The sequence below is a fragment of the Pseudomonas sp. MWU12-2029 genome (genome assembly GCF_023242425.1).
Classification (GTDB): domain Bacteria; phylum Pseudomonadota; class Gammaproteobacteria; order Pseudomonadales; family Pseudomonadaceae; genus Aquipseudomonas; species Aquipseudomonas kribbensis.
In genome coordinates, this window is sequence record NZ_JALJDY010000002.1 from 604,699 (window position 1) to 631,036 (window position 26,338).

Consider the following 26,338-nt stretch of genomic DNA (forward strand, 5'->3'; position numbering starts at 1 on the left):
GTGTTGTCAGGCCGGCATTTCGCTGATGCCGACCTGTTGCAGAGCCGCCGCCAGGTTGTCCACCCGGTGCTGCTCACTGTCCTTGATCTCTTGCAGTTGCTGGCCCAGGGTCGGCGCGCCGAACACACCGCGCAGACCTTGGGACACGTCGCCGCCCCGGATCGAATGGCTGTCGAAGGCGTTCAGTGAATCCCGCTCGGCGGCACTGTCCTGGTTGAACAGGCTCGACAGCGTACTGATGCCGAACACGCCGCCATCACCCCCACCGAATCCAAGGAAACCATGGCCGGAACCGTCACCGCCGCTGTCGCTACTGGTGAATACCTGAGCAATGAAGCTCGGGCTCAACGCGCCGTGGTTGATGAAGATGTCGCCCAGCGGGCGGATGCCATTGCCGATCACCCGCTGCTCGAACAGCGGCGGGAAGGTCAGCGGTGAACCGAGGCCACCGGTGGGTGGCGCAAAGATGGTCGGTTGCAACGGCACGTCGACCCGCGACGGCAAAACGACCGGAACTTCGATGCGGAACTCCGGATCCGGCGATACCACCACCAGCGGTGAGGTCGGAGGCACGGCCGGCACCGTGTTGATCACATAGTTGCCGGACTGACTGATCCCGCTGCCACTGTTGCCCGACAGATCGCTGACCCCGGCACTGTTGACGCTGATTGCGTTGCTGGCGCTGTTGACGTTGGCGTTCGGCGTCAGGGTTGCGGTCCAGGTCTTGCCGCCGTCGCTGCTGCTCAGGTTGGACAGGGTGCCGTTGGCCACGCTGAGGTCCGACAGGTCGAAACCGGTCACCGCTTCATTGAAGGTGATGATCACCTGCGAGGTCTGACCGACGCCCAGGTTCGGATTGGCGACCACCACCGTGGCAGTCGGCCGCTCACTGTCGAGGGCGTAGTTGTTCGACACCGCCACCGTGCTGCCGGCGTTGCCCGCCAGGTCGGTTACGTTGCTGGTGTCCAGGGCAATGAAGTTGCTCGGGTCGGTGACATTCGCGGTCGGCGTGAAGGTTGCGGTCCAGGTCTTGCCACCATCGCTGCTGCTCAGGTTGCTCAGGTCACCGTTGGTCACGCTCAGGTCCGACAGGTCGAAATTGCTCACTGCCTCGCTGAAGGTGAAAGTCACCGTGGTGGTCTGGCCGATGCCCAAGTGCGGGTTGGCGACCACGATGTTCACCGTCGGCCGGCTCGCATCGAGGATGTAGTTGTTGGAGATGGCGATGCTCGCCCCGGCGTTGCCGGCCAGATCCTGGACACCGGCGGTGTCGATCAGAATCAGGTTGGTCGCGTCGTTGACGCCGGCTGTTGGCGTGAAGGTCGCCGTCCAGGTCACGCCACCATCGCTGCTGGTCAGGTTCGACAGCGCACCGTTGGCGACGCTGATGTCCGACAGATCGAACCCGCTCACCGCCTCGCTGAAGGTAATGGTCACGGTGGTGGTTTCACCGATGCCCAGGCGATTGTCGGCGACCACGATGGTGGCGGTCGGCAGCGCGGTGTCGATGGCGAAGTTGTTGGAATCGGTGGTACCCACGCCGCTGTTGCCCGACAGGTTGGCCACCCCTGCGTTGTTCAGGGTGATCAGGTTGGTGGCGTCGGTGACATTGGCAGTCGGGATGAACGTCGCGGTCCAGGTGATACCGCCGTCGCTGCTGCTGACGTTGGTCAGCGTGCCGTTGGCGATGGTCAGGTCACTGTTGTCGAAGCCGCTCACCGCTTCGCTGAAGGTGATGGTCACCAGCGAGGTTTCCCCGGCCCTGAGCGACGTGTCGGCAACCACGATGGTGGCGGTCGGCACCTGGGTCTGGATCTGATAGTTGGCCGAACTGGTGGTGCCGCTGCCGGTGTTGCCGGCCAGGTCGGTGATGCCGGTGTTGTTCAGGACAATCAGGTTGGTGAGGTCGGTGATGCCGATGTTCGGCGTGAACGTGGCCGTCCAGGTAATGCCGCCGTCGCTCGACGAGACATTGCTCAGGGTGCCGTTGGCGACGCTCAGGTCGGAATTGTCGAACCCGGTCACCGCCTCGCTGAAGGTGATGGTCACCAGCGAGGTTTCCCCGGGGCGCAGGTCACTGTCGGTCATGACAATGGTCGCCGTTGGCCGCTGACTGTCGACGGCGTAGTTGTTGGAGTCGGTGGTGCCGCTGCCGACGTTGCCCGCCAGATCGGAGATGCCTGTGTTGTCCAGGGTAATCACGTTGGTGGTGTCGGTGATTCCTGCCGCCGGAGTAAACGTGGCGGTCCAGGTGATGCCACCATCGCTGCTGCTCACTGCACTCAGCGTACCGTTGGCGATGATCAGGTCGGCGTTGGTGAAACCGGTCACCGCTTCGCTGAAGGTGATGGTCACCAGTGAGGTCTGGCCGACGCCCAGAGCCGTGTCGGCGACCACGATGGTGGCGGTCGGACGCTGAGTGTCGATCGAGTAATTGTTCGAATCGGTGGTGCCGATGCCGGCATTGCCCGACAGGTTCTGAACGCCGCTGTTGTCCAAGGTAATCAGGTTGGTCGCGTCGGTAATGTTGGTGGTCGGCGTGAACGTTGCCGTCCAGGTGATACCGCCGTCGCTGCTGCTCACCGCGCTCAACGTGCCGTTGGCGATGGTCAGGTCGGCGTTGGTGAAACCGGTGACTGCCTCGCTGAAGGTGATGGTCACCAATGAGGATTCGCCGATTTTCAGACTGGGGTCGGACACGATGATGGTCGCGGTCGGCACCACGGTGTCGATGGTGTAGTTGTTGGAGTTGGTGGTGCCGCTGCCGGCGTTGCCGGCCAGGTCAGTGATGCCGGTGTTGGCCAGCCCGATCACGTTGGTCGCGTCGTTTACGCCCACGTTCGGCGTGAAAGTCGCGGTCCAGGTGATGCCACCGTCGCTGCTGCTGACCGCCGTCAGGGTGCCGTTGGCGACCACGATGTCGGCGTTGCTGAAACCGGTCACCGCTTCACTGAAGGTGAAGGTCACCAGTGTCGTTTCGCCGGCCGTGAGAGTGCTGTCGGCAACCACGATGGTGGCGGTCGGACGCTGGGTATCGATGGCGTAGTTGCCGGAATCGACGGTGCCGCTGCCGGCGTTGCCGGACAGATCCGAGACGCCGGTCTGGTCCAGGGTGATGACGTTGGTGGCATCGGTGATGTTGCTGGTCGGTGTGAACGTCGCCGTCCAGGTGATACCGCCGTCGCTGCTGCTCACCGCGCTCAGCGTGCCGTTGGCAATCGTCAGGTCGGCGTTGGTGAAACCGGTCACCGCTTCGCTAAAGGTGATGGTCACAACCGAGGTTTCGCCGATTTTCAGCGCGTTATCGGACAAGACAATGGTCGCGGTCGGGCGCTGGGTGTCGATGGCGTAATTGTTCGAATCGGTGGTACCGACACCGGCGTTGCCGTTCAGGTCAGCGATGCCGGTATTGTTCAGGGTGATCAGGTTGGTCGCGTCGGTAATGCTCGCGGTCGGCGTGAATGTGGCCGTCCAGGTAATGCCGCCGTCGCTGCTGCTGACCGCTGTCAGCGTGCCATTGGCGATGGTCAGGTCGGCGTTGGTGAAACCGGTCACTGCTTCGCTGAAGGTGATGGTCACCAGCGAAGTTTCGCCGATCTTCAGATTGTTATCGGCCACCACGATGGTCGCGGTGGGACGCGCGGTATCAATGGCGTAGTTGTTGGAGTTGGTGGTGCCGCTGCCGGCGTTGCCGGCCAGATCGACGACCCCGGTGTTGTCCAGGGTGACCAGGTTGGTGGTGTCGGTAATGTTGTTGGTCGGCGTGAGCGTGGCGGTCCAGGTGATGCCGCCGTCGCTGCTGCTCAGGCCGGTCAGGGTGCCGTTGGCCACCGTCAGGTCGGCGGTGGTGAAGCCGCTGACCGCTTCGCTGAAGGTAATGGTCACCAGCGAGGTTTCGCCCGCCGCCAGATTGCTGTCGGCCACGACAATGGTCGCGGTCGGCCGCACGGTATCGATCACGTAGTTGGCCGAATCCGTGGTGCCGCTGCCGGCGTTGCCGGCCAGGTCGGCGATACCGGTGTTGTCCAGGGAGATCAGGTTGGTGGTGTCGGTGATGCTCGCGGTCGGGGTGAAGGTCCCGGTCCAGGTGATGCCGCCATCGCTGCTGCTGACTGCGCTCAGCGTGCCGTTGGCGATGGTCAGGTCGGCGTTGGTGAAACCGGTCACCGCTTCGCTGAACGTGAAGGTCACCAGCGAGGTATCGCCGATCTTCAACGCCGTGTCGGACATCACGATGGTCACGGTCGGCCGTGCAGTATCGATCGCGTAGTTGACGGAGCTGGTCGTGCCGACGCCCGCCACGCCGTCGCTGATCGCGGTCACCCCGGTGTTGTCGAGGGTGATCAGGTTGGTGGCGTCAGTGATGTTGTTGGTCGGAGTGAAGGTCGCGGTCCAAGTCAGGCCGCCGTCGCTGCTGCTCACCGATGTCAGCGTGCCGTTGGCGATGGTCAGGTCGGCATTGGTGAAACCGGTGACCGCGCGGCTGAAGGTGATGGTCACCAGCGAGGTTTCGCCGATTTTCAGCGCGGTGTCGGACATGACGATGGTGGCGGTCGGTGGTTCAACATAAGCGGTGTTGAGGGTGCCGCCGTTGTTGTAGATCGCCGCGAAAGCCAAGGGTACAGAGCCCGTCACGCCGCCGCCCAGCTCCGAGCCGCCGGAGCCGCTGCCCGCCGCGTTACCGCTGATGGCGCTGAAGTTGGAGGCCGTGATCAGTACCGTGCCGCCCTGGTTCCAGATTGCGCCGACACCTCGTCCGCCGTCGCCGCCGTTCAGGTTGTTGCTGCCCTGGCCACTGCCGCCACCACCGCCGCCGCCCGCGCCGATGTTGTTGCTGATGACCGAGGTGCCGACGATTTTCAGGGTGCCGGTTGAGGCGTTGTAAATGCCGCCCGCCGCGTTGCCGCCGACGCCGCCGACCTTGTCCCAGCCGGAGCCGCCACCGCCGCCGCCAATGGCAATGGTGCCGTTGTTGGCCGTGCCGCCATTGCCGCCGTTACTGTAATAGGACACGCCGACACCACCGGCGCCGCCGATGGTGGAACCGCCACGGCCGCCCATGTGCGTCGCGTCGTAGCCACCGCCATAGCCGCCGACACCGCCGCTGCCGGCCTGGCCGCCCAGCGTACCGGTGCCCGGCCCGGCCGTACCGCCATGACCGCCACCCTGACCGCCGAGGCCACCGCCACCGCCACCACCGCCGCCGTAGTTGGCACCGGTGACACCACCGCCGCCGCCACCGCCCGCTGCCGCGTTGCCGGTGACCGAGACGTTGTTCAGTGTGAGGATGCCGGCGTTGAAAATCCCGCCACCCATGGCCCCGGTCGCGCCATAGCCGCCATTGCCGCCGTTGCCCGAGACCAGGCCCCGGGTAATCACCAGACCGTCGAGGGTCACGGTGCTGCCGGAGGTGATTTCCACCACCCGGGTCTTGTACTGGCCGTCGAGGGTGACGTCGGCGACGCCGTCGTTGTTCAGGTCGCCATCGACGGTGATGTTCTTGTTGATCAGCAATTCCGAGGTGAGCTGCACCGTCATGCCGGTGCTGAAGGTCACGATGTCGCCGTTCTGCGCCGACGCCAGCGCCGCGCGCAGCGAGCCGACCCCGGTGTTCGCGTTGTTGGTGGCGGTCCAAGTGGCCAGGCCCCACTGGTACTCGCTCATCGACAGGGCCGACAGCACGTTGGCGCTCTCGATCTTGCCGGTGGCGATCTCCAGATCCCAGTCGCCGCCCACGCCGGTACGGTTGTTCGACGCCGCCACGTCGCGGCCGGTCAGTTGCGCCAGCGAGTCGACGAAGCTCAGGCCACGGTCACCCTCGGCGGTGTAGCAGCCGTAAATGAGGATGTCGCCACCGACGTTCATGTCCTTGCCGATTTCCGCCAGCACCGCGCTGCGCTGCGCGACGTTGTCAGCCGACAAATAGCTGTTGCCGAGCCACAGGTCGCCGGCGTTGCCGTGGGCGATGATCTGTACCGAGCTGACACCCGAGTGCTGGTCGAGGTATTCGGCGATCTGCTGCAAGCCGTCCTTGCTCGCGTCGAGCTTGACCACTTGCGTGCCGGGGGCGACGCCTTTGAGCAGGCTGTCGGCATCCTTGACCCGGGCATCGACGAACACCACCGTCTGGCCCGGCACGGAGACAGGGCTGGCAGCCGGCGTGGCATCAGCCTGACCGTGGGTGTCCTTGCTCGCCACCGGATGATCGGCGGTCGGCGCCTTGGCCGCATCGGCAGTGGGGTGACTGTCGGGCTGGGCCGCAGCGGTATCGGCCACGGTGGCCGCGACAGCGCCGTCGAACAGCATGCGCGGCTCCAGCGACATGATCAGCGGCGCAGCCGGCGTCCGTTGGCCCTCGGTTACCCGCGACTTTTGCTTGCTCCACCACATGTTGCTCACCCGGACTCGAACAGTTGTAAACGCATCAATGAAAAACGCCGCGATCAACTGATCGCGGCGTCGGACTTCATACGAATCACATTGGCAGCGCTGGCTGAGCCATCGAGCCAGAAGGACAGATCGGCGTATTGCTTGAACAGGTCCGGCGGCAGAATCGTGCGCCGGGACTGCAGGGCGACCTTGGGTTTGACCTTGTGCAGGCCGGCCACACCCAGGGCCTGGTCGAACTCCGGCGCGTCATAGGCCAGGTGCTCGAAATCGTGCTCGAACCACGGCTCGCCGATGAAGTCGTAGACTAGCCGCAGCACGCGCTCCGGGGCCTGGGTCAGCAAATCGTAATCGACGATCAGCAGCGAATCGGCGTGCTCGCCGTAATAGGCTTCCTTGAGCGCCGCCCAGGCGAATCCCACCAGGCGGTTGCGCTGGGCCAGGGTTTCGCAACGGCTGTAGACGGTGTTGCGCTCGACGGCATCGCCGAACAGCTTGGTATTTTCGTAGGGGTTGGCGCGGTAGAGCCGCTCCAGGCTGTCCATCACCCAGGCGACGTTGCGCACGCAGGCGATGACCTTGGCTTTGGGGAACAGATCGCTGATGGCCGGCAGGCGCGAGCTCCACTGCCGGTTGGTGTCGAACACCACCGGTTTGTCGGCCTTGTCGGCGTAGTAGGAATCGAACAGGCCGCGCAACAGGCGACGGCGCATGTCGGTGTCGATCACCGCGCCGAATTCGCTGCCGGCGCTGCATTGTTCAAGGACACCGGAAAACAGTGCGCCGACCGGACTGGTCATGCCGGCATGGAAGCGCGGATTCTGCAAAAGGATCGCAGAAAGGAGGGTCGAGCCCGAGCGCGGCAAGCCGGAGATAAAGTGGAACTGCTGCAATCCCTTCACCTTACTTTGTAAGTCCTTTTGTCCGACGAGCGTAGTCCAACAATACCCTTTCGACTAGTAGTGTTTTGACATCAACATAGAGCAAAACGGACTTGTTAGACCATTTCTTATCGCGAACAGTAAGGTGAAGCGTTTAAGTCATTCCCCGTTGGTACGATCGTCCTTTTCCAGAACAAAAAGTCGCGCTTTCGCCCCGCCTGCATTGGACTGATCACGCAGCTGCCAGGTCTTGGGCAGAGGCAGGAAAGGGTCCGCAACTTCCGGGTCCAGGTCACCGATCAGCCAGACCCGGGAACTGTCCTTCGGCAGATCCGCGAGACGATCCAGATAAACCTCATCGGACACCAGTGTGCCGAAACCGTAATGGTTCGGACGCGTCGAGCGCCCGTCGGCGGCAGGCGGCGTATACAAGCGGATTTGCGCATCCGTGCGGTTGTAGTAGACGTAGCTCAGGTACCAGAGCATGTCGCTGGTGACGATCCGGTCGCCACTGACGAAGTGGTGGTTGATGTGATCGACCATCACGTTGAACTGGTCATTGGGATCGACCGTGGCGTTGGTGTTCACCCCGACCATTTCGATTCCGACAAACGCCACCAGCACCGCCATCGCCAATACGCGAACGCGGCTGTACAGGCGGTCGATGGCCAGCGCCGCCAGCATCGGCAGGCCCAATGCATAAGCCGTCAGATAGCGTTCGATGAACACCGGGCTGATGAACGACACCGCGAACACCAGAAACAACGGCACACCGGTATAGAGCGCCAGCAACACGCTGCCATGGTTCACGCTGCGGTCACGGGCGACGGCCACGCCCGCCAGCGCCAGCATGGCCAGGGGCATGCCGCAGAACAGCAGCAGCGGAAGGTGATCGCCCTCGTTCTGGATCAGCCACAGCCAGATCATCGACGGCAGCGAGGACAGGGTCACCGGGTCTTCCCAGCCCACATCGCCACCGACCTTGAGTTCTTCCATGTGCTGCGTGAGATCGAGCAGGTTCGGCAGCCACGGCAGGTAAAGCGCGACGATCGCCAGGTTGGCCAGCCACCAGTCCTTGCGCTGGATATGCTGCAGGCGATAACCCGGCAACAGGCGGATCAGCCCCAGATACAGCCAATGGCTCAGCGCCGCCAGCACCGCGAAGTAGTGGGTGTACAACGCGGCGCTCATCAGCAGCGCATAAATCACCAGATACCGTCGGCGCTGCGGGCGTCTGACCCAGCAGATCAACGCCAGGGTGGTGCCGACCAGCAACAGTCCGAGCAGCGAGTACATGCGCACTTCCTGGCTGTAGCGCACCGCCGTCGGCAACAGCGCCAGCAGCACCCCGGCGATGATCGCGGCGCGGCGGGTCGCCAGACGATCGACCAGACACATGCCCAGCCCGACCGTAGCGATGCCGGCCAGGGCACTGAGGCTGCGGATCGACAGGATCCCTTCGCCAAACAGTCCGATCCAGCCGTGCAGCAGCATGAAGTACAACGGCGGATGCACATCGAACGCGGCGTGCTCCCAGATACCGCCCAGCGTATAGCGCGCCAGCAGCAGGCTGGAGCCTTCGTCACCCCAGATCGCGGCGGCGGTCAGGTCATAAAACCGCACGGCTGTCGCCAACAGCAAAATCGGTATCAGCCACTGCTGGCGAACCCAGCGCAGCAGACGCCGGACACCGGCATTCGGTGCGGCAAACGGGTCCTGGGTATCCCCCAGCGGAGTCTCTCGACGCGCTTCCATCAACCTTCCCTTACGGTATTCCGAGTAAAAAACAGCGCCATTCATTGCGCACACTGTAGGCCAGAGCCGAAGCCGACGCGCGGCCGCGACGACGTCCGGCAAGTCCGCCGATCCGGGTCTACGCTACGGCTTGGCGTGACCTGCCCGCGCAAATGGAAGGCGTCAGTAAAACGTTTCGACCTGCCCGGCAACACAGGCTAACGCGCGGCGCGCCAACCACATAACAGAAGGATGAGGAACCATGGAAGTCTTTATGGGTACGATTCAACCGTTCGCCTTCAACTTCGCTCCCAGTGGCTGGGCCCTGTGTAATGGACAGATCCTTTCCATTGCGCAATACAACGCGTTGTTCGCGTTGCTGGGCACTTACTACGGCGGCAACGGCACGACCAACTTTCAGTTGCCCAACCTGCAGGGCCGCGTGCCAATGGCCCAGGGCAACGGTCTGGGTCTGACGCCGCGCGTCATCGGTCAGGTGGCCGGTACGGAAAGCGTCACCGCCACCATTGCCAACATGCCCAACCACACCCACGCGATGACCGGTCTCACCGCCAATACGGCCTTGTCGCTGGCGGTACCTGCCAGCAATCCGGCGACCGTACCGACTGCCACCAATTCCTACATCGGTGCGTCCGGCGGCGGCCCCGGCTCGGCGAACATCTACTCCGACGCCCAGGGCGCCACGCCGGTGCCACTCAAAGGTGTAACCACCACCGTCACCGGCGACATTTCCTCCACCGGCGGCAGCCAGCCGCTGGGCATCATGAACCCCTTCCTGGTCCTCAACTTCAGCGTTGCCCTGAACGGTCTCTTTCCGTCGCGCAACTGAGCAATCGTCCGGGGGCCCCGAGCCCCCGGACGTTTGGTTTTTTCTCTGGAGTCAGACCATGCTGCAATCGGTTCAGATCGAACACCTCCAGCCATTGCTGGGGCAACAACGCACGCTGCACCTGCCGGATGGCACGGCGCTGCCGATTCAACTCGCTCACCTTGAAGAAGTCCCGTCGGCGAAAATGCGCTACAGCGAACGCATGCCCTTCTGCCTCGAATTCAACAGCCTGGAGCCGACCGAGTTTGTCGACGGCCTGTGCGCACTGGAGTTGCCGGAGTTCGGCCGGGTGGAGGACATTTTCGTGTCACGAGTGCCGGCGATGGGGCGGGATCCGCAGTTGGGCTACTTCTGTATTTCCTTCAACTGATACCCACTGCGGAATCTTCGCGAAACCTTGTAGGCAAAAGATGTAGGACTAAAGCCAAGGCCTTGTAGGCCGGACTCTTCAACCGATTTTATTGGGAAACGTCCGACATCATTTCCCGGCTCACCTTGTTAGCGTTGTTCCGAATCCGTCACAGGACGAGGAACAACGGATGTTCAATGCCAACGCACGCTTTCGCCTTACGACCGACGACTTTAAACACGATTTTCAAGTGCTGTCCTTCAGCGGCAGCGAAGCCATCAGCGAGCCGTTTGCCTTCAAGGTCGAGCTGGTCGGCACCAGACCGGATGCCGATCTTCCAGGCCTGATGCATCAACAGGCCTTTCTTGCCTTCGATGACCACGGCCACGGCATACACGGACAGATCCAGCACATCGGCCGCGGCAATATCGGCGAACGGTTGACGCGATACAGCCTGACCCTCGCCCCTTGCCTGGCCAATCTTCGCCATCGCGTCAATCAGCGGATTTTCCAGAACCTGAGCGTTGCGCGAATCATCGCGCAGATTCTCGAAGAGCATGGCATCCACGCCGATCGCTACCGGTTCCAGCTCGGCCACCCGTTGCCGGATCGCGAATATTGCGTGCAGTACAACGAGTCCGACCTGCACTTCATCCAGCGCCTGTGCCAGGAAGACGGCTTGCATTACCACTTCCGGCACAGCCGCGACCGACACCTGCTGGTCTTTGGCGACGACCAGACCGTGTTCCCCCGCCTCGCTCGGCCAACACGCTTTAAACCGCACAACGCCATGGTCGCCGACAGGCCGGTGATTCAGCGATTCGACTATCGGCTCGAAACCCGGCCCAACCACGCCTCCAGCCGCGCCTACGACTTCAAAAAGGCGCGAATGTTGCTGGAAGCGGATGCCCGCAATCCCGATCGGCACCTCCAGCCCGATCCCGGGGTTTACGAATATCCGGGACGCTACCTCGATCGCGAGCACGGCAAGCAACTGGCCCGGCGAGCGCTGGAACGTCACCGTGCCGATGACTGCCTGGGCGAAGGCGACAGCAATGAACCGGCGCTGGTGTCGGGGCATTTTCTGTCACTGACCGAACATCCCGATCCGGCATTGAACGACCTGTGGCTGCTGACCGAAATCCGCCATGAAGGCAAACAACCGCAAGTGCTGGAGGAAACCGCTGACCATGCGTCAACCGATCCCGAAAAGGACTTCATCCAGGGCTACCGCAACCACTTCAAGGCAACGCCCTGGGAGGCGATCCATCGACCGCCGTTGCGCTACCGCAAACCCCGCATCGGCTCGACCCAGACCGCCGTGGTCACCGGCCCGGAAGGCGAAGACATCCATTGCGACCCGTACGGCCGGGTCAAGGTGCAGTTCTTCTGGGATCGCGAAGGCCGCCACATCGACAAGAGCAGTTGCTGGCTGCGGGTGGCCTCGGGCTGGGCCGGCAATGCCCATGGCAGCGTGATCATCCCGCGCGTGGGCATGGAAGTACTGGTGACCTTTCTCCACGGCGACCCCGACCGTCCGGTAATCAGCGGTTGCCTGAACAACAGCGCCAACCCGGTGCCCTACGAGTTGCCGGCGCACAAGACCCGCAGTGTGTTTCGCTCCCGCAGTTCGCCGGGCAGCACGGGCTTCAACGAGCTGATGATCGAAGACCGCGCAGGCCAGGAGCAGATTTACCTGCGCGCCCAGCGCGACCTGCTACAGAAGGTCGAGCACGACAGTCATCTGGACATCGGCAACCAACGCCGGGAATCCATCAGGGGCAACAGTTTCAGCGCGCTGCACGCGGAAGAACACCGCCTCGTCACCGGTCATCGCAAGACCCATCTCAAGGCCAGCGACTACCTGCACGTCGGCGAAAGCAGCCACACCCGGGTCGGTCAATCACTGACGACCGAAGCCGCCGGACAGCTGTGCCTCAGCGCGGGCGAACATCTGGTGCTGGAGGCGGGAAAAAGCATCAGTCTGAAAGTCGGTGGCGAGCATTTTGTCCTCGATCACAGCGGCCTTTTCGGCAGCAGCGACTTGCTGATCGGCGGCGTGCCCGCGACCTTCCTGCGCGCCCCGCTGTTGCAGCCCGACGGTATTGAAGACCTGTCGGCGCCCGCGCCTTTGCCGCCATTGGTGGCGCCCTCACAACAGGCATTGATGGCCGCCAGCAAAACCCTGGGCGCGGATTTCTGCCCGATCTGCGAAGCCTGCCGCACAGGTGCGTGCCCGATCCCGGAGGCTGCCGCATGACCGACGCCCTTGTACGACGCTGGCTGATCGAACAACACCGCGCCGGTTGCCTCCTGTGCCTGGTCCTCGACTCGCAGAACGAACGCGACATGCGCCAGCGCTGGCTGAAGAGCAGCCGTTACGAGCAATACGCCAGCCTCTACAGCGAAACCGCAGTCGCCGAACTGGCCGACACCGGCCCGTTCCTCTTCACCTTCGACCAGCCCGACGACCGCCGTCTCGATGCCCTGCTCGACAGACCGGATAGCCATTGGGGATGGTTGGCCAGCCTGGGCAAAGGCGAGCTGAAGAGCTGGGTCCGGCACTGGCAGGAGCGGCTGATCGTCGGCGTCCGTCCGCATCAGGCGCTGTACCGCTTTCACGATAACCGGGTGCTGACCCGGGCGCTGGAGCATCTGCCGGTCGAGGCTTTGCCGGCGTATCTCGGACCGGCGATCAGCGTTTGCCATTGGCAGGGCTCGCACTGGCAGATGACCGACAACCCCGCGCCGGGCAGCTACCCCGTGCCGGACACGCCGCCGTGGCTGCAACTGCCGATGCCTGACGAACAAGCCATGGAGATTCGCCTGGCCAATGCCCACCGATTTCTGCTGGCCGGGCATGTGCAGGCTTACTCCGCGCTGGCGGGCGTACAGGATCCGCAAATCTGGCTCCGTGAACGACTGACCCAGGCCCAAGCCTGGGGCTGGCTGGCACCGGAGCGGCTGGAGTTTCTGCTGATCCACAGCCTGCAAACGCCGAATCCCGCGCCCCATTGGCAAGCCCGACCGGACGAAACACCGGATGAACACTTTGATCGGGTTTACCAGCTATCGAAGCACTGGAACGGGGAGACGCCCTCATGAAAATTCCGCTCAAAAGCCTCGGTCTGATCGGCTGTTTCGCGGCACTGGGAGGCTGCAGGACCGAACTGCCCAACACCTTCAAATTCACAGCCGATCTTCCACCGGGGTTTGCCTACGTCGCGGCGGTTTATTACGTACCCGAAAAAGGCCAGACCTGCACCCTCGACAGACGCGACAACCTTGCCCCGGTGTTCAACAGCAAGTGGCGCACGGACTACAAACCGGATGCCGAGATCACGATTCGCAAGATTGTTAAGGGGTGTCCGTTAGTGGTCAGAAAAATCTCCCTGGAAATCAACTCAGCGTATGGCAAGGACTGGGGAGACATCAGCGGTGATCAAGGCATGGTGATCATTCGTGATGTGCTGGAAGAACAGTACAAAAACACCTTCAACGATGCTGGGGAAAGCTTCATTTACAGCCAGTGCGAATGGTGGTTCCGCACAGTGGGGACCAACCGCCGTATCGTCAAGATTCTTGATTGCTCCTCATCCAATGCCCAAGGAACCCGAGAGCAGGGCAAGACATTTTCTGCCTTCACTCTTGAACAACTACCAGGCAAAACCTTGCGGCTAAAAGTCGGGCTAGCAGAAAAGGAAAAGCCTGGATGGGGAGATACATGGGTGAAGGTGCCGAATGGTTGGAAGCGCTGCATGGGCGAAAGCCTCGAAGATCAAGATGCCTACTGCCGCGGCAATTACACCGACTTCAGTGGGTTCACCATGCCGGATGGCCGTATCTGCACCATTTATCCCGGATGTACAGAGTAAGGAGCGCTCATCATGAAGTCATTGGAAACGGAATTGGATTCACCCTTGAGCAGTCGCATGTTGACTTGCCCCGCAGGCGGAAAGTGGACAAGTTTTCAGTTGATCGACGAGTACTGCTCAGGCGAGCCCTATGCTGGTTTAGCCTATGTCGCGACTGACTCAGAAGGAAACAAATACACCGGGTGTCTTGATGCCAAAGGAATTGGAAAAGTAGATAACCATTTCGCCGGACCAGTTTCTCTACTCTTCGATCAAGCTTATGAAGGGAAAGAAAAGGTTTATCTGCGCATGATGGAAAGACCTCACTACCCGCTCAAAATCACCGAACTCCAGGTACGAGCCGAGAAAACCCGCTACCTGAACCCGAATGCCACTCGCACGCGTGAACGACCCGAGGTTGCAAACGGAGGGGATTACTTTCAAGTTGAGGTCCGTCATCTGGTCAGACACGTTTCACACCTGCCACCGGAGGTATTTCGCGATTACCCCCTAGATTCCGGGTGCGCAGCCATCATGCGTGAACACGGCAAATTCGGCGCCGCCCTGATGCCGCAACGTCACACAGTTCTGGAAGTGCGCCCGCTCCGATCATTGCGTCCAATGTTGTCCACAGCTCCGGAGTTCTGCGCACTCAATCTTTACCAGCTCGCACTGATGGCGACCTTGAGTTATAGCCCTTTCGGCCAGAAACCCAAAATTCCCTCCGCAGAAACAAAAACAGTAGGGTTTCCTCTGCAACCAAGCATAGGCAATTGGTTTGGTGATTCCCTGGCCAAATGCGAAGAACTGTGGAAAGTCGACAGCGCTCAAACCCAAGCTTACTACCCGCTCTATGAGGACGTACCCTACTCGAGACGGCTCGAAATCATACCGTTCGATCCAAACCTCTATCCCATGAACAGACCGACGCCTGAAGGAGATCTGGAACACCCGGCCAGTGTCCACTTCCTGGACGACATCGGTAATAAAGACAGCACCGACACCCAAGCCTTTATTACCCACAATGACGAACTCATTCTGATAGCTGTACGGGGCACTGCCGAGATAGTCGCCGACGGATTGCGCGATGCCGATGCCCTACAAGTGCCATTCACCGAAGGTGATGGCCAAGTCCATCGTGGATTTTATGAAGCAGCTAAAAAGGCCGCAGCCTTTGTGGTCAGCTATCTTGATCGCTTTTACACCGGCCAAAACCTCCTGATCTGCGGCCACAGCCTCGGAGGTGCGATCACATTATTGCTCGCGGAAATGCTGCGCCGAAGAGCCGGGTTCAACTACAACATCCAGCTCTACACCTACGGCGCCCCCCGCGCCGGCGACGCGGATTTCGTCAGGGGCGCAGCCGATCTCGTGCATCACCGCATGGTCAACCACAACGATCCGGTGCCCAGCGTGCCCGGCAGCTGGATGAACACCAAGGCCGATATCTACGGCACCGGGGCGGCGCTGACGTTCGTCAATGTGCCGGTGGGGCTGTCGGTGTTCGTCGCCGGCATCACCAACTGGACCGGAGAGGCCTACGACCACCATGGCAGCCTGCGACACGCCATGCCGGTGGAGTTCGGGCGTCAGCAGGTGTCTTCGATCCTGTGGGAGCCGGGTTGCGACACCATTACCCAGCACGCCGCATGCGATGTAGCGATCCGGCAGCGGCACGGTTTGCCGGATCGGCCGACGTTGCTCAAACAGATTTTCGACGCCGGGCATCACTCAATGACCGGGGCGTACATTCCGGCGTGCTGGACGGTGTTGCGGCGTTGGCAGGAGGCCCAGGAATCAAGCCGTTCGCTGGTCACCGAACGGGAGTTTGCAGTGGTGGAGTCGGCCCTGGAGCGCATCACCCACCAATTGCGCACCCGGCGCAACAATCTGCCGGGACGCCCGGACAGTTACGTGCGCACTCAGTCCCGCACCCTTGATGCGCTTAATCGTGAGGTCGAAAGAATTCGCGTGACACGTGAGCGCCTGGCAATCCTTCGCCATCGGCGCATCACGACTCAGGACGTTTACGGGCAACTGGCAGAACAACCGGAACGACTGGCCGAAAGCCTGCCGCGCTGGCAGCTGCACCCGGAAAACGCTGCAGCCGAACAGCTCGCCATGGCGCCGGACGCTGCCGAAGACGACCCGCTGCTGGCGACGCTCTACGGCCACAAGATCGGCGCGCCGCACACCTTCGATATCAACTCGATCATCTGACTCAACCCTGTGGATACCACACCAGACGCTCCGCCGCCGGATTGCGCTCTTCCACCGTGAATCCCAGCGCCAGGTAATGCTGGCGCGCATGGGGGTTGTTGGCCCAGACCACCGTCGCCACCGGGCAGCGCACTTGCTGCGCGGCTTTTTGTACGCCTTGCAGCACGGTTCGTCCATAGCCCTTGCCCCGGGCCTGAGGGATGAAGGCGATGTACAGCACGCGGATTTCATTAGGACCAAAGTCAGTGCTCAGCGCGCCAATGGCCGTGCCGAGTTTTTCCACGACGTAGTGCATGGCATTGGGATGGTTTTCACCCATGCCCTGCTCCTGCACCTGAAACTGCTGGGCAACGATTTGCTGCACCTGTTCCTGCTCGCCGTCGATCCATTGCAGATCCAGCCGCGCCGATTGATACAGGCTTTGCAGAAAAGGGCCGTCAGTCGCCCGCGAAGGCCGCACCACCAATCCGTCCGCTGCCAGGTTTTCCGTCATCTTCATACTCCCTAGAAACCGCTTTCCCTGACCCCCAGCGCCGCCAGCCGACGCCAGGCTACGCCGAGCACCGATTCGCCGCTGCCCTGCAACACCACCACGCCGCGTAACGGCTGTACCGGCGTCGGTGGCTGATCCAGCGTAGTCAATCGCGCGCCGTATTGCGCCTGCACCGGTTCCGCCCGTTGCTGTTGATCGCGGCGCACGGCAATCGGCCCGTGATGGTCGGACGTCAGGGCTTCCTGATCGACATAGGCCACGCCGTTGGTATCGATTTCATCAAGCTTCACTGTGATCGCCGGGTGCATCGGATCGTCGGCGATAAACCGCCCGGTGGCGCCCGGTTTGACCCGCCACAGTTCGGCTTCGGCCACATAACCACGCAGTCGCGAGCCGTCCTCGACCACACGCGCCAGCGCATCCTTGCTCGACAGCCAGCGGCCCGGCGTCAGGTTCGGCAACAGGTCGCGCACCGTGCCGGCGTGGGGTGCCCGCAGCAGCAAGCGTTCGCGTCGGGCGCTCAGGCCTCGGTACTCCGCCACGGCTTCGGCGAGGCGTTGTTCGACAATGCCGGCGTCGGCGGCGGTTTCGCTGCGACCGGCCTGACGGCGCATCAGCAATTGTTGAATCTGGATTTCCCGGCGGACGATGGCCTGCCGCGAATCGAGGTCCGGCGATTCCAGCTCGATCAACACTTCGCCCTGCGCAACCTTCTGGCCGTCCGCAACCTTCACCGTTTTGACCCGCGCCGCCACCGGCGCATGCAGCGCGCTGGCCCGACCGCCCTCAAGCATCGTTGGCAGTTCCACCGCGCTGCGCCACGGCACGACCAGCACCAACAACAGGCCGAGCACCGCCAGGCTGCTGAGCAGCACGCGCGGGCCGTGAGCCTGTTCGCGGCGACTCCACCACTGGCGCCACTCACTCATGATCGGCAGAAAGATGAACCACACCAGTTCCACCAGCATCAGGAAAATCCCCAACACCTTGAAGAACAGGTGATAGACCGCCAGCGCGATCCCGAAAAACAACGCCGCACGCCATAACCACGAGCCATACCCCCAGATAAGCAAACGCCGCTGCATCGCCGGCGACCAAGGCTCCGGCGCCGGTGCGCCATAGCCGAACAAGAATTCACGCAGGCGCCAGCGGCAAAAGGCAAAGGCCCGGCCCTGAAGGTTGTCGACTTCCCACAAATCACTGAGCAGAAAGTAGCCATCAAAACGCATGAACGGGTTGAGATTGACCACCAGCGTGGTGATCCAGGTCGCACTGGCGAGCATGAACGCCGCCGTGCGCGCCGGACCGTCAGGCAGCAGTGACCAGACCAGCAACGCGATGCAGGCCAGCAGCAATTCCGCCAGCACCCCGCCGGCACCGATCAGCAGCCGCGCACGCCGGTCATTGACCCGCCAGGCATCGCTGACGTCGGTGTAAAACATCGGCAGCAAGACCATGAACGCCACGCCCATGCTCTGCACCCGACACCCGGCGCGCTTGGCCATGAACGCGTGGCCGAACTCGTGGCAGAGCTTGGCGAAGAACAGCGCCACACCGAACGAAATCGCCCCGCCGAGGCTGAACAGGTGCGGGAAGGTGCCAACGAAGCGCTGCCAGTCCCGCGACACCAGAAACACCCCGAGCCCCAGGGTCGCCGGAAAACCGTAGCGCAGGATTTTCGGCCCGAAGCGCCGCAACCACGGCCACGCTCGATTGAGAAAAGCGTCCGGGCGCCACAATGGAATACGAAAGAACAGATATTGATGCAGCAGGATTTTCCACAAGCTCTGGCGTTGCGCGAGGGCCTTGAGCTGATAGCTGGCGCGTTGCTGATCGTCGAGGGCGCTGATCAAGTCATGTCCGCGCAGGAACGTCAGCAGTTGCTCCAGCTCCACACCATCGAGCGGCAAGCCCGGTTCGCGGTTGGCGGCGCGCAGCACTTGCTCGGGATCGCCCAGCGACCAGTGGCGCAGCAGGCGCATCGCCGCCGTGCCGAGTTTGAAATAACGCCCGCGCACCGGGTCGGCCAGGGTCCAGCGTGGCGAGCCGTCCAGCGCCGGCGCCGCCGGTGACAATTGCAGGTCGGCACGCAGGCTCGGCAGGTTCATTTACAGGCCCACGCTCTGACGCAAACCGGCCAATGGGCGGCGCAGCAGATACAGCGCCAGCGGCGCGCGGTCGCCGAAGATCTTCGCCGTGCCGCGCAGGCCGATACGTGGCGGTGCGTCGGTAAAATTCGCATCCAACCGATAGGCCAGTTGGCCGCCGGCGGTGGGCTGCGCTTCGTAGGCCGAACGCTCGAGTCGAGCGACATGGCGTTGCAAGGGATCGCTGTCGAGGAACAATGCAATGTCGGCGCCCGGCTCCAGCGAAATCGCGTCGCCCACCGCCAGCTCGATGCGCAATTCGGCCTGGTTCGGGTCGGCGATTTCCATCAGCCGTTCGCCGGTCTGCACCGGTTTGCCGGTCCAGCGCTCGGCGTCGGCGAACACCGCAATGCCGTCGCGCTCGGCGCGCACTTCGCTGCGGTTGAGCAGTTCCCGGGCGTAATCCCGTTCGGCGCGTTTCTGCTCGACGCGGGCGGCCAGCAGATCCACCCTTGAACTGGATTCGGCGTCGGCGAATGCACGTTGGGAGTTGGCTTTGAGTTCGGCTTCGGCCACACCGAGCGCACGCTCGGCGACATCGGCCTGGGCCTTGAGGGTGGTGCTTTCGAAGCGCAGCAGCAGATCGCCGGTCTTCACATTCTGATTGGGTTTGACCAGAAATTCGGCAATCACCCCGTCCAGCGGCGCCGCCACCACACGACCACCCAAGGGCACCACTTCCGCCGGGGCCAGCACCGACTGGCGCACCGGAATCAACAAACCGAGCAGCAGCATAGCGACCAGCGCCACCTGGCGTTTGCGGGTCCAGCGCAGCCGCCACGGCTTGCGCGGTTGCAGGGCCAGCCAGGCGTGGCTGTAGGTGTCGCCCAATTGCGACAACAGCACTTGTTCGGAAGGGTTCCACGGTACGTCGCGGGCCAGCCACAATCCGCCGAACACCTGGCCCTCACGGTCGATCAGCGGCAGCCAGAACACCTGCAGCGCCGACAGGCTGCGCCAGTCGCTCTGGATCGATTCACTGACCATCTCCGGCGAGATCACCCGCGCCACCTTCAGCACATCCTGCTTGAACAGCTGCGCCACCGCCTGCTCGACGAACGCCACGAACGGCGCATTCGGCTCCACCGCGCTGACACCGGTCACGGCCTGCACCTTGCCGGCGATCAGTAGCGCCGCATGGCGATAGCCGAACAGCGGCTGCCCGTCATTGACCAGGCTGTAGGCCAGTTGCGACGCATCGCGGGCGGCGCGGGTCTGCCGTTCGAGATCGAGAAACCGCGCGAACACCTGCTCGGCGCCGCCGCTCACCGGGGCGTTCACTTGAGCTCCGGAAAACGCGCAGTGCCGCTCATGCCGGCGAGCAGGCCTTTGGCTTCAGGGAGTGTGGCGACCAGCAACAGGGTTTGACTGCCCTCATCGATCCGCGCGCCAAGGCGTTTGACCGTGGCGTCGATAGGCTGGCCGGTTTCATCGGGAACGAAGCTGAAGGTCTGGCCGGGCTTGAGCTTGGCCATCCAGCGCGACGGCACCAGCAGATGGATTTCCAGGGTGCGGTTGTCGACCACATCGAGCAGCGGCGCTCCGGCCGACACGCTTTCGTAGCGTTGCACCTTGCGCTCGACCACTTGCCCGTCGAACGGCGCGACCACGCTGCAGCGTTTGACCTGGACTTGATAAACCTGGGATTGCGCCTGGGTTTCGCTGACCTTGGCCTCGGCCCGGGCCACTTCGAAACGCCCGACGGAATTGAGCGCCGCCAGTTGCCGGTTGTGCGCCAACTCTTCGCCGGCGCCACGGCTGGCAGCCTGCGCGGCATTCAACTGGGCCTGATAGGCCGAACAGTCGAACTTCGCCAGGGTATCGCCCTTCTTGAACGACTCGCCCTCGCTGAACGGCAGCTCGACAATCCGCCCGGACAACTCGCTGGCCAGTGTCGCCTGATCCCGCGCCCGCAACACACCCCGTGCTTCGCTGCTGGCCGAGGCATTGGCGGCCCCAGCGTTATCCTGCAGCGGATCGTCTGGCACAGGCGTTTGCGCCTGAACTGCACACGTTACAAAGGTCAATCCGACAACCCAACCACGAAAACGCCGCATAACCGTTACTCCCTGACGGATGAGCGGAGTCTACGACAGCGGGGTTTAGCGTCAAGCGAAAGGCCATCATTCGTCTCGAGGCGGGCGCTTTCGTCACTTACAAATTTTAGGGAAGTTTCCTACGCATCTTTCCAAAGGGCCGTTATTGCCGATTTATCGTTCGTTGCTTACTCTCACCGCACTCAACCCCGTACGTAGCGATTCAGTTCGCTGGCAGTTGGGGTAAAGAAACCGGCCTCGGCCGGTTTTTTTATTTTTTGCGCTCATCCACTCAACGCTGCGCCATCTCCCCCACCGGATACACCGACTCCCATCCCCCGCCCAACGCCCGGTACAACCCGACCATCGCCAGCGAAACGCCGGTGGAGCTTTCCACCCATTGTTCCTGGGTGGCGAGCAGTGCGCTTTGCACGGTCAGGACGTTGACGAAGTCGGCCACGCCTTCGACGTATTGCTGTTGCGCGGTGCGCAGGGCGATCTGGTTCTGGCGCACGGCTTCGGCGAGGCTGTCGCGGCGGCGCTGGCTGGCGTTGTAGGCGGTCAACTGGTCGTCGATCTCGTGCCAGGCGCGCAGGACGGTCTGTTGATAACCGATGGCCGCTTCCTGTTGCTGGGCTTCGCGCAGTTGCAGCACGCCGCGCAGGCGGCCGCCGTCGAACAGTGGCAGGCTGAATTGCGGGCCGATGCCGAAGGCCCGCGAACCCCAGGAGCCGAAATCACTGAGCTGCATGGCTTGCGAACCGAGGTTGCCGGACAGGGTAATGCGCGGATAGAAATCGCCCTTGGCCACACCGATGTTGGCGGTGGCGGCATGCAGCCGGGCTTCGGCCTGGCGAATGTCCGGGCGGCGCTCGGCCAGTTGCGACGGCAGGCCGATGGCGACCTGCGGTGGCGATTGTGGCACTGGCGCGTCTGTGGATAACGCTTTGGCCAACGCCTGAGGCGGCTCGCCCATCAACAGGCTGATGGCGTTGATCAATTGCGCCTGACGTTGCTCCAGCGCCGGCAGCCGAGATTCGATGGCCGCCACTTGCGCGGCGGCTTCGGCGACGTCGAGATCGGTGGCCACACCGTCGTTGAGGCGCAGTTGCGAGAGTTTCAGGCTGTGCCGCGCGACTTCGAGGTTCTGCTCGGTGACCGCGCGGGTGTTTTGCACGCCGCGCAGCTGGATGTAGTTCTGCGCGGTGTCCGCGAGCACCGCCAGCAACACGCCGCGACGGTCGTTTTCCGCCACTTCGAGATTGGCATCGGCCGCTTCGGTTTCCCGGCGCACACGGCCCCAGAAGTCCAGTTCCCAAGAGGCGGAGAAACCGGCGTCCCACAGGTTGAAGGCGGAATCGCCGTTGTGCCCGGACGGGTCGCTCAAGCCTTCGCCGCTGTTGCGTTTGCGGGCGTAGCTACCGGTGGCGGCGGTCGTTGGATAACGGTCGGCGGTGATCACCTGGCGGGCGGCGCGGCTCTGTTGCAGGCGGCTGCTGGCCAGTTTCAGGTCGAGGTTGCTGCTCACGGCGCGCTGGGTCAAGGCCGAGAGCTGCGCATCGTGGAAGACTTCCCACCAGCGCTCGTTCAGGGGTTCGCTGACGGCTTGGCTTGGTGCGGATTTGGCGGGCTTGGCCCAGTCGGCGATCTGCGTGGCTTCGGGCTTCTGGAAATCCGGGCCGACGGTGCAAGCCGCCAAAGCCGAGAGACTCAGAGCAATGGTCATGGACTGAACGCGATTCATCGCTGCGTCACCTCACGCACCGACGTCGCCGAGCTTTTGGTATCAATGCTCGCCTCCACCGACATCCCGACCCGCAAGCGTTCGGCCAGCGGCTGGCCCGGATCCAGCAAAACCTTCACCGGAATCCGCTGCACGACTTTGGTGAAGTTGCCGGTGGCGTTGTCTGGTTTGACCGCCGCAAAGGTCACGCCGGTAGCCGGAGCGATGCTCTCGACGCGGCCGGTGAGGGCTTCGCCGCCGAGACTGTCGACCCGCACGACAACGTCCTGCCCCGGCTGCACGTCGGTGAGCTGGGTTTCCTGGAAGTTGGCGACCACATAGGCCTGCTTCAGCGGCACCACCGCCAGCAGTTTGCTGCCCGGCGTCACATAGGCGCCGACCCGCACGACGCGCTCGCCGATCATGCCGTCCTGGGGCGCGGTGATGCGCGTGTAGGACAGCTCGAAACTGGCGATTTCCAGTGCCGCCTGAGCCTGTTTCAGGCTGCCTTCGGCGGCATCGCGCTGCGCCGTCAGAATCTCGACCTGTTTGCGCTCCGCAGCCAGTTTTGCCGTGGCGGTGTCCAGCCGCGCAGTCGCCTGATCAATGCGAGTACGTGCCTGTTGCGCGTTCTGCACGGTACCGGCACCGACGCCGGCCAGATGGTTGTAGCGGTTCAATTCCTGCTGGGCGAAGGCCATTTCAGCCTTGGCCGAAACCACCGACGCCTGCGCCTGAGCTATTACTGATGTCTGCCGCTCCAGGGTGGCTTTGGCGTTTTGCAATTGAGCGCGGGCGACCACGGTGTGCGCATCGGCGGCTTCGGCGGCGGCGCGCAGGTCGCGATCATCGATCAGCGCCAGCAATTGCCCGGCCTTGACCTGCTGGTTGTCTTCCACCAGCACTTCCTTGATGAACCCTGCCACACGCGGTACTACCAAGGTGAAGTCGGCGGAGACAAACGCGTCATTGGTGTTCTGCTGAGTACGTTTGCCGAACAGTCCGGGCATCGCCAGATACACCAGCACACCGACCGCCAGCGCGGCGGCCACGGCCACCGCGAGTTTTTGCTTTGCTTGAGTCGTCATAAAAAGCCTTCTGTTTCAGTCAGGTCGGCGCGCGTGGCGGATAGATCCGCGTCGGCAGCCAGAAAATCAGCAGGATCAGCGCCACCGCGACGCCGGCCATGCACAGATAAAGATCCGAAGAAGTCAGCACAACCGCCTGCTCGTGCAGGCGATGGGCGAGGCCGGGGTCGTTGCTTGCGGCCAGCGGCGAGTTACCGAGGCGATCGACCAGCATCGTCGAGTGAAAATGCAGGCGCGCGGTGGTCAGCGCCTCAATGACCCCGGTGGCGACCACCGCCGCCAGGCCTTTCACGGTATTGAACCAGGCAGAAGCGAACGGGCCGTCCTGGGGCTGGATGCTGCCGGTGGAGAGCATCAGCAGCGGCAGCACCGCCATCGGCTGGCCGAAAATCTGCAGCCATTGCAGAACGTAGAAATTGTCGCGAATCCACACCGAGGTCAGCTGCGACCCGCCCAGGCAGGACAGCACCAGCATGCTCAGCCCGATCCCGAGCACCCAGCGGCAATCGACCCAGCGCAGGTTGCACAGCGCCGCCACCAGCGGCAGCGCGATCAGTTGCGGCAACGCCGCCAGCAGCATGATCGGCGCGGTCTGCACCGGCCGGTAACCCTGCACCTGAGCCAGATAACTCGATGGAATCAGCACCACCGCCAGCAACACCACCAGCACCCCGGCCAGGGTCATCAGGGCGAACGACAGGTTACGAATGCCGAGCATCTGCAACTTGAAAAACGGAATCGGCTGCGACCACTCATGGATCAGAAACGCCACCAGCAGCAGCGAACCGGCCCCCAGCAACGCGCAAATCAGATTTGATTCGAACCAGTCCAGACGATTGCCCTGCAACAGGCCGATCACCAGCATGCAGATCGCCGGAAAGCCCAGCAGCAGGCCTTTCCAGTTGAAGGTCTTGAGACGCTCCAGCCGCAGCGGATCCTGAGGGATGCCGTACGCCACCATCGCCATGGCAATCAGGCACGGCACGATGATTTGCCAGAACGTCCATTGCCAGCCGACGTATTCGGTCCACAACCCGGCCAGCGGCGTACCGAGACCGGGGCCAAACGTGGCGGTCAGGGCGTAACCGGCGAGGCCGTACAGTTTGAAATTGGCCGGCAGAAACCGCAGCGCAACGGTCATCAGCATCGGTGGCAACGCACCGCCGGCCAGGCCTTGCAGGATGCGCATCAGCAGCAGGCTTTCGTAGTTCGGGGCGAACGGGCAGAGCACCCCGAGCAAGGTGAACAGACCGATTGCACACAGGGTGAAGCGGCGCAGGGAAAACGTCACCGAGCACCACGGCGCAAACGCCATGGCCGCCACCGAGGTCGCGGTGTAACTCGCGACCAGCCAGGTGCCTTCGTCGTAACCGATGCTCAGGGCGCCGCGAATGTCGGCCAGGGCGACCTTGGTCACCATCTCGTTGAGGCCCGATACCAGCACCGCTAGCAGCACGCCGACCAGACCGATGATGATCCGCGCCCCGAACACCGGTGGCGCGGCGGCCATCGGAGCGGCAGCGGCCATCGGCGCCGTGACCGTCAGGGATGTCATGCAGGCAAACTCCGGAGGGAAAAATACCGGAGCATGGTAGTAGGGCTTAGTGCTGACGAAAATTGACTTCTTGGCAGTTTATAAGTGCATCAGACGCAATCGTCAGGGCTGCGCCGCCAGCCAGGTTTCATCGCAGCAAGTCTTGAGGGTTTCCCGCAACCAGCGGTGGGCCGGGTCCTTGTCGAAACGCGGGTGCCAGGCCTGGGTCAGCATCAGCGTCGGCAGCGGGATCGGCAGGTCGAACGAGCGCAGTTTCAAGCCCAGCCGTCGCACGCTGAGCAGCGCTTCCTTGGGCACCGGCAGGATCAGGTCGGAGTCCGGCAGGGCAAACATCGCCGCGTGGAAACTCGGTGCGATCACCGCGACCCGCCGCTCCAGACCCAGCGCATTCAGCGCCGTGTCGATAGGCCCACGGGCGATGCCCCGGCGGGACATGCTGATATGGGAAAACCCGGCGTAACGTTCAGCGGTAATTTCGCCATCCAGCAGCGGGTGATCTTCACGTACCAGACCGACGAAGTGGGTGGAAAACAGGTTCTGCACTTTGACTTCCGGGGTCACCGGACGGGTGTTGCTGACACTCAGGTCGATGCGCCCTTCGCGCAAGGCTTCATCGTCGCCGTCGCCCTCGGGGACGAAGCGCAACTCACAGTGCGGCGCCAGTTGATCGAGGGTGTCGAACAACTTGCCGCCATACACGCCAACGAAAAAGTCGTTGGCGCGAATGCTGAAACGCCGGCGCAGCGTGCCCAGCTCCACGGCGTCCGCCGAGCGAAACAGCAACGCCGCCTGCTCGACCACATCGCGCACCTGCTCGCGCAGTTCCAGCGCCTTGGGCGTCGGCACCAGACCCCGGCCGGCACGCACCAGAATCGGATCGCCAATGGCTTCGCGGATCCGTGTCAGCGTGCGGCTCATGGCCGCCGGGCTGAGGTTCATCCGCCGTGCGGCGCCGACCACGCTGCCCTCGTCGAGCAAGGCGTCGAGGGCGACCAACAGGTTCATGTCCGGAAGTTGCATG

General features: G+C 62.9%; 17 protein-coding genes. 6 read left to right on the plus strand and 11 right to left on the minus strand.

The features are described from left to right. Positions 1 to 6 precede the first annotated feature (6 nt). The 3 genes from M5B44_RS07680 to M5B44_RS07690 form a co-directional block, all read right to left on the minus strand. Positions 7 to 6,390, minus strand: a complete 6,384-nt coding sequence (locus M5B44_RS07680) for an Ig-like domain-containing protein (protein ID WP_248738719.1) — start codon at positions 6,388 to 6,390, stop codon at positions 7 to 9. A gap of 53 nt (positions 6,391 to 6,443) precedes the next feature. Beyond that, a complete protein-coding gene (locus M5B44_RS07685) occupies positions 6,444 to 7,289 on the minus strand; it encodes a sulfotransferase family protein (protein ID WP_085712623.1) in 846 nt (281 codons plus the stop codon). 138 nt (positions 7,290 to 7,427) lie between these two features. Beyond that, positions 7,428 to 9,023: a glycosyltransferase family 39 protein gene (locus tag M5B44_RS07690; protein ID WP_248738720.1), complete on the minus strand. Its 1,596-nt coding sequence runs from the start codon at positions 9,021 to 9,023 to the stop codon at positions 7,428 to 7,430. A gap of 241 nt (positions 9,024 to 9,264) precedes the next feature. On the opposite strand from M5B44_RS07690, the gene M5B44_RS07695 reads away from it, so the two are divergent. The 6 genes from M5B44_RS07695 (at position 9,265) to M5B44_RS07720 (ending at position 16,275) form a co-directional block, all read left to right on the plus strand. Beyond that, the gene (locus M5B44_RS07695) at positions 9,265 to 9,852 is read left to right on the plus strand and encodes a phage tail protein (RefSeq protein ID WP_085733413.1); all 588 of its coding nucleotides are present in this window, start codon (positions 9,265 to 9,267) and stop codon (positions 9,850 to 9,852) included. 58 nt (positions 9,853 to 9,910) lie between these two features. Continuing rightward, positions 9,911 to 10,222, plus strand: coding sequence for a DUF6916 family protein (locus tag M5B44_RS07700; RefSeq protein WP_248738721.1), 312 nt, complete (start codon positions 9,911 to 9,913; stop codon positions 10,220 to 10,222). A 169-nt stretch (positions 10,223 to 10,391) separates the two neighbouring features. After that, positions 10,392 to 12,461, plus strand: a complete 2,070-nt coding sequence (locus M5B44_RS07705) for a type VI secretion system tip protein VgrG (protein WP_248738722.1) — start codon at positions 10,392 to 10,394, stop codon at positions 12,459 to 12,461. Next, positions 12,458 to 13,306, plus strand: a complete 849-nt coding sequence (locus M5B44_RS07710) for a DUF4123 domain-containing protein (RefSeq protein ID WP_248738723.1) — start codon at positions 12,458 to 12,460, stop codon at positions 13,304 to 13,306. Before M5B44_RS07705 ends, M5B44_RS07710 begins: the two co-directional genes overlap by 4 nt. Beyond that, entirely contained in the window at positions 13,303 to 14,076 is a 774-nt protein-coding gene (locus M5B44_RS07715; RefSeq protein ID WP_248738724.1) for a hypothetical protein, read from the plus strand. The genes M5B44_RS07710 and M5B44_RS07715 overlap by 4 nt, the downstream gene beginning before the upstream one ends. Before the next feature lie 12 nt (positions 14,077 to 14,088). Continuing rightward, on the plus strand, positions 14,089 to 16,275 hold the full coding sequence (locus M5B44_RS07720) for a lipase family protein (RefSeq protein ID WP_248738725.1): 2,187 nt from the start codon (positions 14,089 to 14,091) through the stop codon (positions 16,273 to 16,275). Between the two features lies 1 nt (position 16,276). Here the strand turns inward: M5B44_RS07720 and M5B44_RS07725 are convergent, their stop codons facing one another. From M5B44_RS07725 to M5B44_RS07760, 8 genes are all read right to left on the minus strand, one after another. Then, positions 16,277 to 16,768, minus strand: coding sequence for a GNAT family N-acetyltransferase (locus M5B44_RS07725; RefSeq protein ID WP_412546961.1), 492 nt, complete (start codon positions 16,766 to 16,768; stop codon positions 16,277 to 16,279). Between the two features lie 11 nt (positions 16,769 to 16,779). Then, complete coding sequence (locus M5B44_RS07730; RefSeq protein ID WP_248738727.1) at positions 16,780 to 18,876, minus strand: HlyD family efflux transporter periplasmic adaptor subunit; 2,097 nt, start codon at positions 18,874 to 18,876, stop codon at positions 16,780 to 16,782. After that, a complete protein-coding gene (locus M5B44_RS07735) occupies positions 18,877 to 20,196 on the minus strand; it encodes an efflux RND transporter periplasmic adaptor subunit (RefSeq protein ID WP_248738728.1) in 1,320 nt (439 codons plus the stop codon). After that, positions 20,193 to 20,972 (minus strand): efflux RND transporter periplasmic adaptor subunit, encoded by a 780-nt coding sequence (locus tag M5B44_RS07740; RefSeq protein ID WP_085712616.1) that lies wholly within the window; start codon positions 20,970 to 20,972, stop codon positions 20,193 to 20,195. The genes M5B44_RS07735 and M5B44_RS07740 overlap by 4 nt, the downstream gene beginning before the upstream one ends. Before the next feature lie 271 nt (positions 20,973 to 21,243). Further along, complete coding sequence (locus tag M5B44_RS07745; protein ID WP_248738729.1) at positions 21,244 to 22,695, minus strand: efflux transporter outer membrane subunit; 1,452 nt, start codon at positions 22,693 to 22,695, stop codon at positions 21,244 to 21,246. Then, positions 22,692 to 23,762 carry an HlyD family secretion protein gene (locus M5B44_RS07750; protein WP_248738730.1) on the minus strand — a complete coding sequence of 357 codons (1,071 nt, stop codon included), beginning with the start codon at positions 23,760 to 23,762 and terminating at the stop codon, positions 22,692 to 22,694. Before M5B44_RS07750 ends, M5B44_RS07745 begins: the two co-directional genes overlap by 4 nt. A 19-nt stretch (positions 23,763 to 23,781) precedes the next feature. Next, a complete protein-coding gene (locus M5B44_RS07755) occupies positions 23,782 to 25,317 on the minus strand; it encodes an MFS transporter (protein WP_114880938.1) in 1,536 nt (511 codons plus the stop codon). A gap of 102 nt (positions 25,318 to 25,419) precedes the next feature. Beyond that, a complete protein-coding gene (locus tag M5B44_RS07760; protein ID WP_011331856.1) occupies positions 25,420 to 26,337 on the minus strand; it encodes a LysR family transcriptional regulator in 918 nt (305 codons plus the stop codon). Position 26,338 lies beyond the last annotated feature (1 nt).

Coding starts and splice junctions, on each gene's coding strand:
- M5B44_RS07680 (WP_248738719.1), bottom strand. CDS start 6,390: ATGTGGTGGAGCAAGCAAAAGTCGCGGGTAACCGAGGGCCAACGGACG.
- M5B44_RS07690 (WP_248738720.1), bottom strand. CDS start 9,023: ATGGAAGCGCGTCGAGAGACTCCGCTGGGGGATACCCAGGACCCGTTT.
- M5B44_RS07695 (WP_085733413.1), top strand. CDS start 9,265: ATGGAAGTCTTTATGGGTACGATTCAACCGTTCGCCTTCAACTTCGCT.
- M5B44_RS07700 (WP_248738721.1), top strand. CDS start 9,911: ATGCTGCAATCGGTTCAGATCGAACACCTCCAGCCATTGCTGGGGCAA.
- M5B44_RS07705 (WP_248738722.1), top strand. CDS start 10,392: ATGTTCAATGCCAACGCACGCTTTCGCCTTACGACCGACGACTTTAAA.
- M5B44_RS07710 (WP_248738723.1), top strand. CDS start 12,458: ATGACCGACGCCCTTGTACGACGCTGGCTGATCGAACAACACCGCGCC.
- M5B44_RS07715 (WP_248738724.1), top strand. CDS start 13,303: ATGAAAATTCCGCTCAAAAGCCTCGGTCTGATCGGCTGTTTCGCGGCA.
- M5B44_RS07720 (WP_248738725.1), top strand. CDS start 14,089: ATGAAGTCATTGGAAACGGAATTGGATTCACCCTTGAGCAGTCGCATG.
- M5B44_RS07725 (WP_412546961.1), bottom strand. CDS start 16,768: ATGACGGAAAACCTGGCAGCGGACGGATTGGTGGTGCGGCCTTCGCGG.
- M5B44_RS07730 (WP_248738727.1), bottom strand. CDS start 18,876: ATGAACCTGCCGAGCCTGCGTGCCGACCTGCAATTGTCACCGGCGGCG.
- M5B44_RS07740 (WP_085712616.1), bottom strand. CDS start 20,972: ATGCGGCGTTTTCGTGGTTGGGTTGTCGGATTGACCTTTGTAACGTGT.
- M5B44_RS07745 (WP_248738729.1), bottom strand. CDS start 22,695: ATGAATCGCGTTCAGTCCATGACCATTGCTCTGAGTCTCTCGGCTTTG.
- M5B44_RS07750 (WP_248738730.1), bottom strand. CDS start 23,762: ATGACGACTCAAGCAAAGCAAAAACTCGCGGTGGCCGTGGCCGCCGCG.
- M5B44_RS07755 (WP_114880938.1), bottom strand. CDS start 25,317: ATGACATCCCTGACGGTCACGGCGCCGATGGCCGCTGCCGCTCCGATG.
- M5B44_RS07760 (WP_011331856.1), bottom strand. CDS start 26,337: ATGCAACTTCCGGACATGAACCTGTTGGTCGCCCTCGACGCCTTGCTC.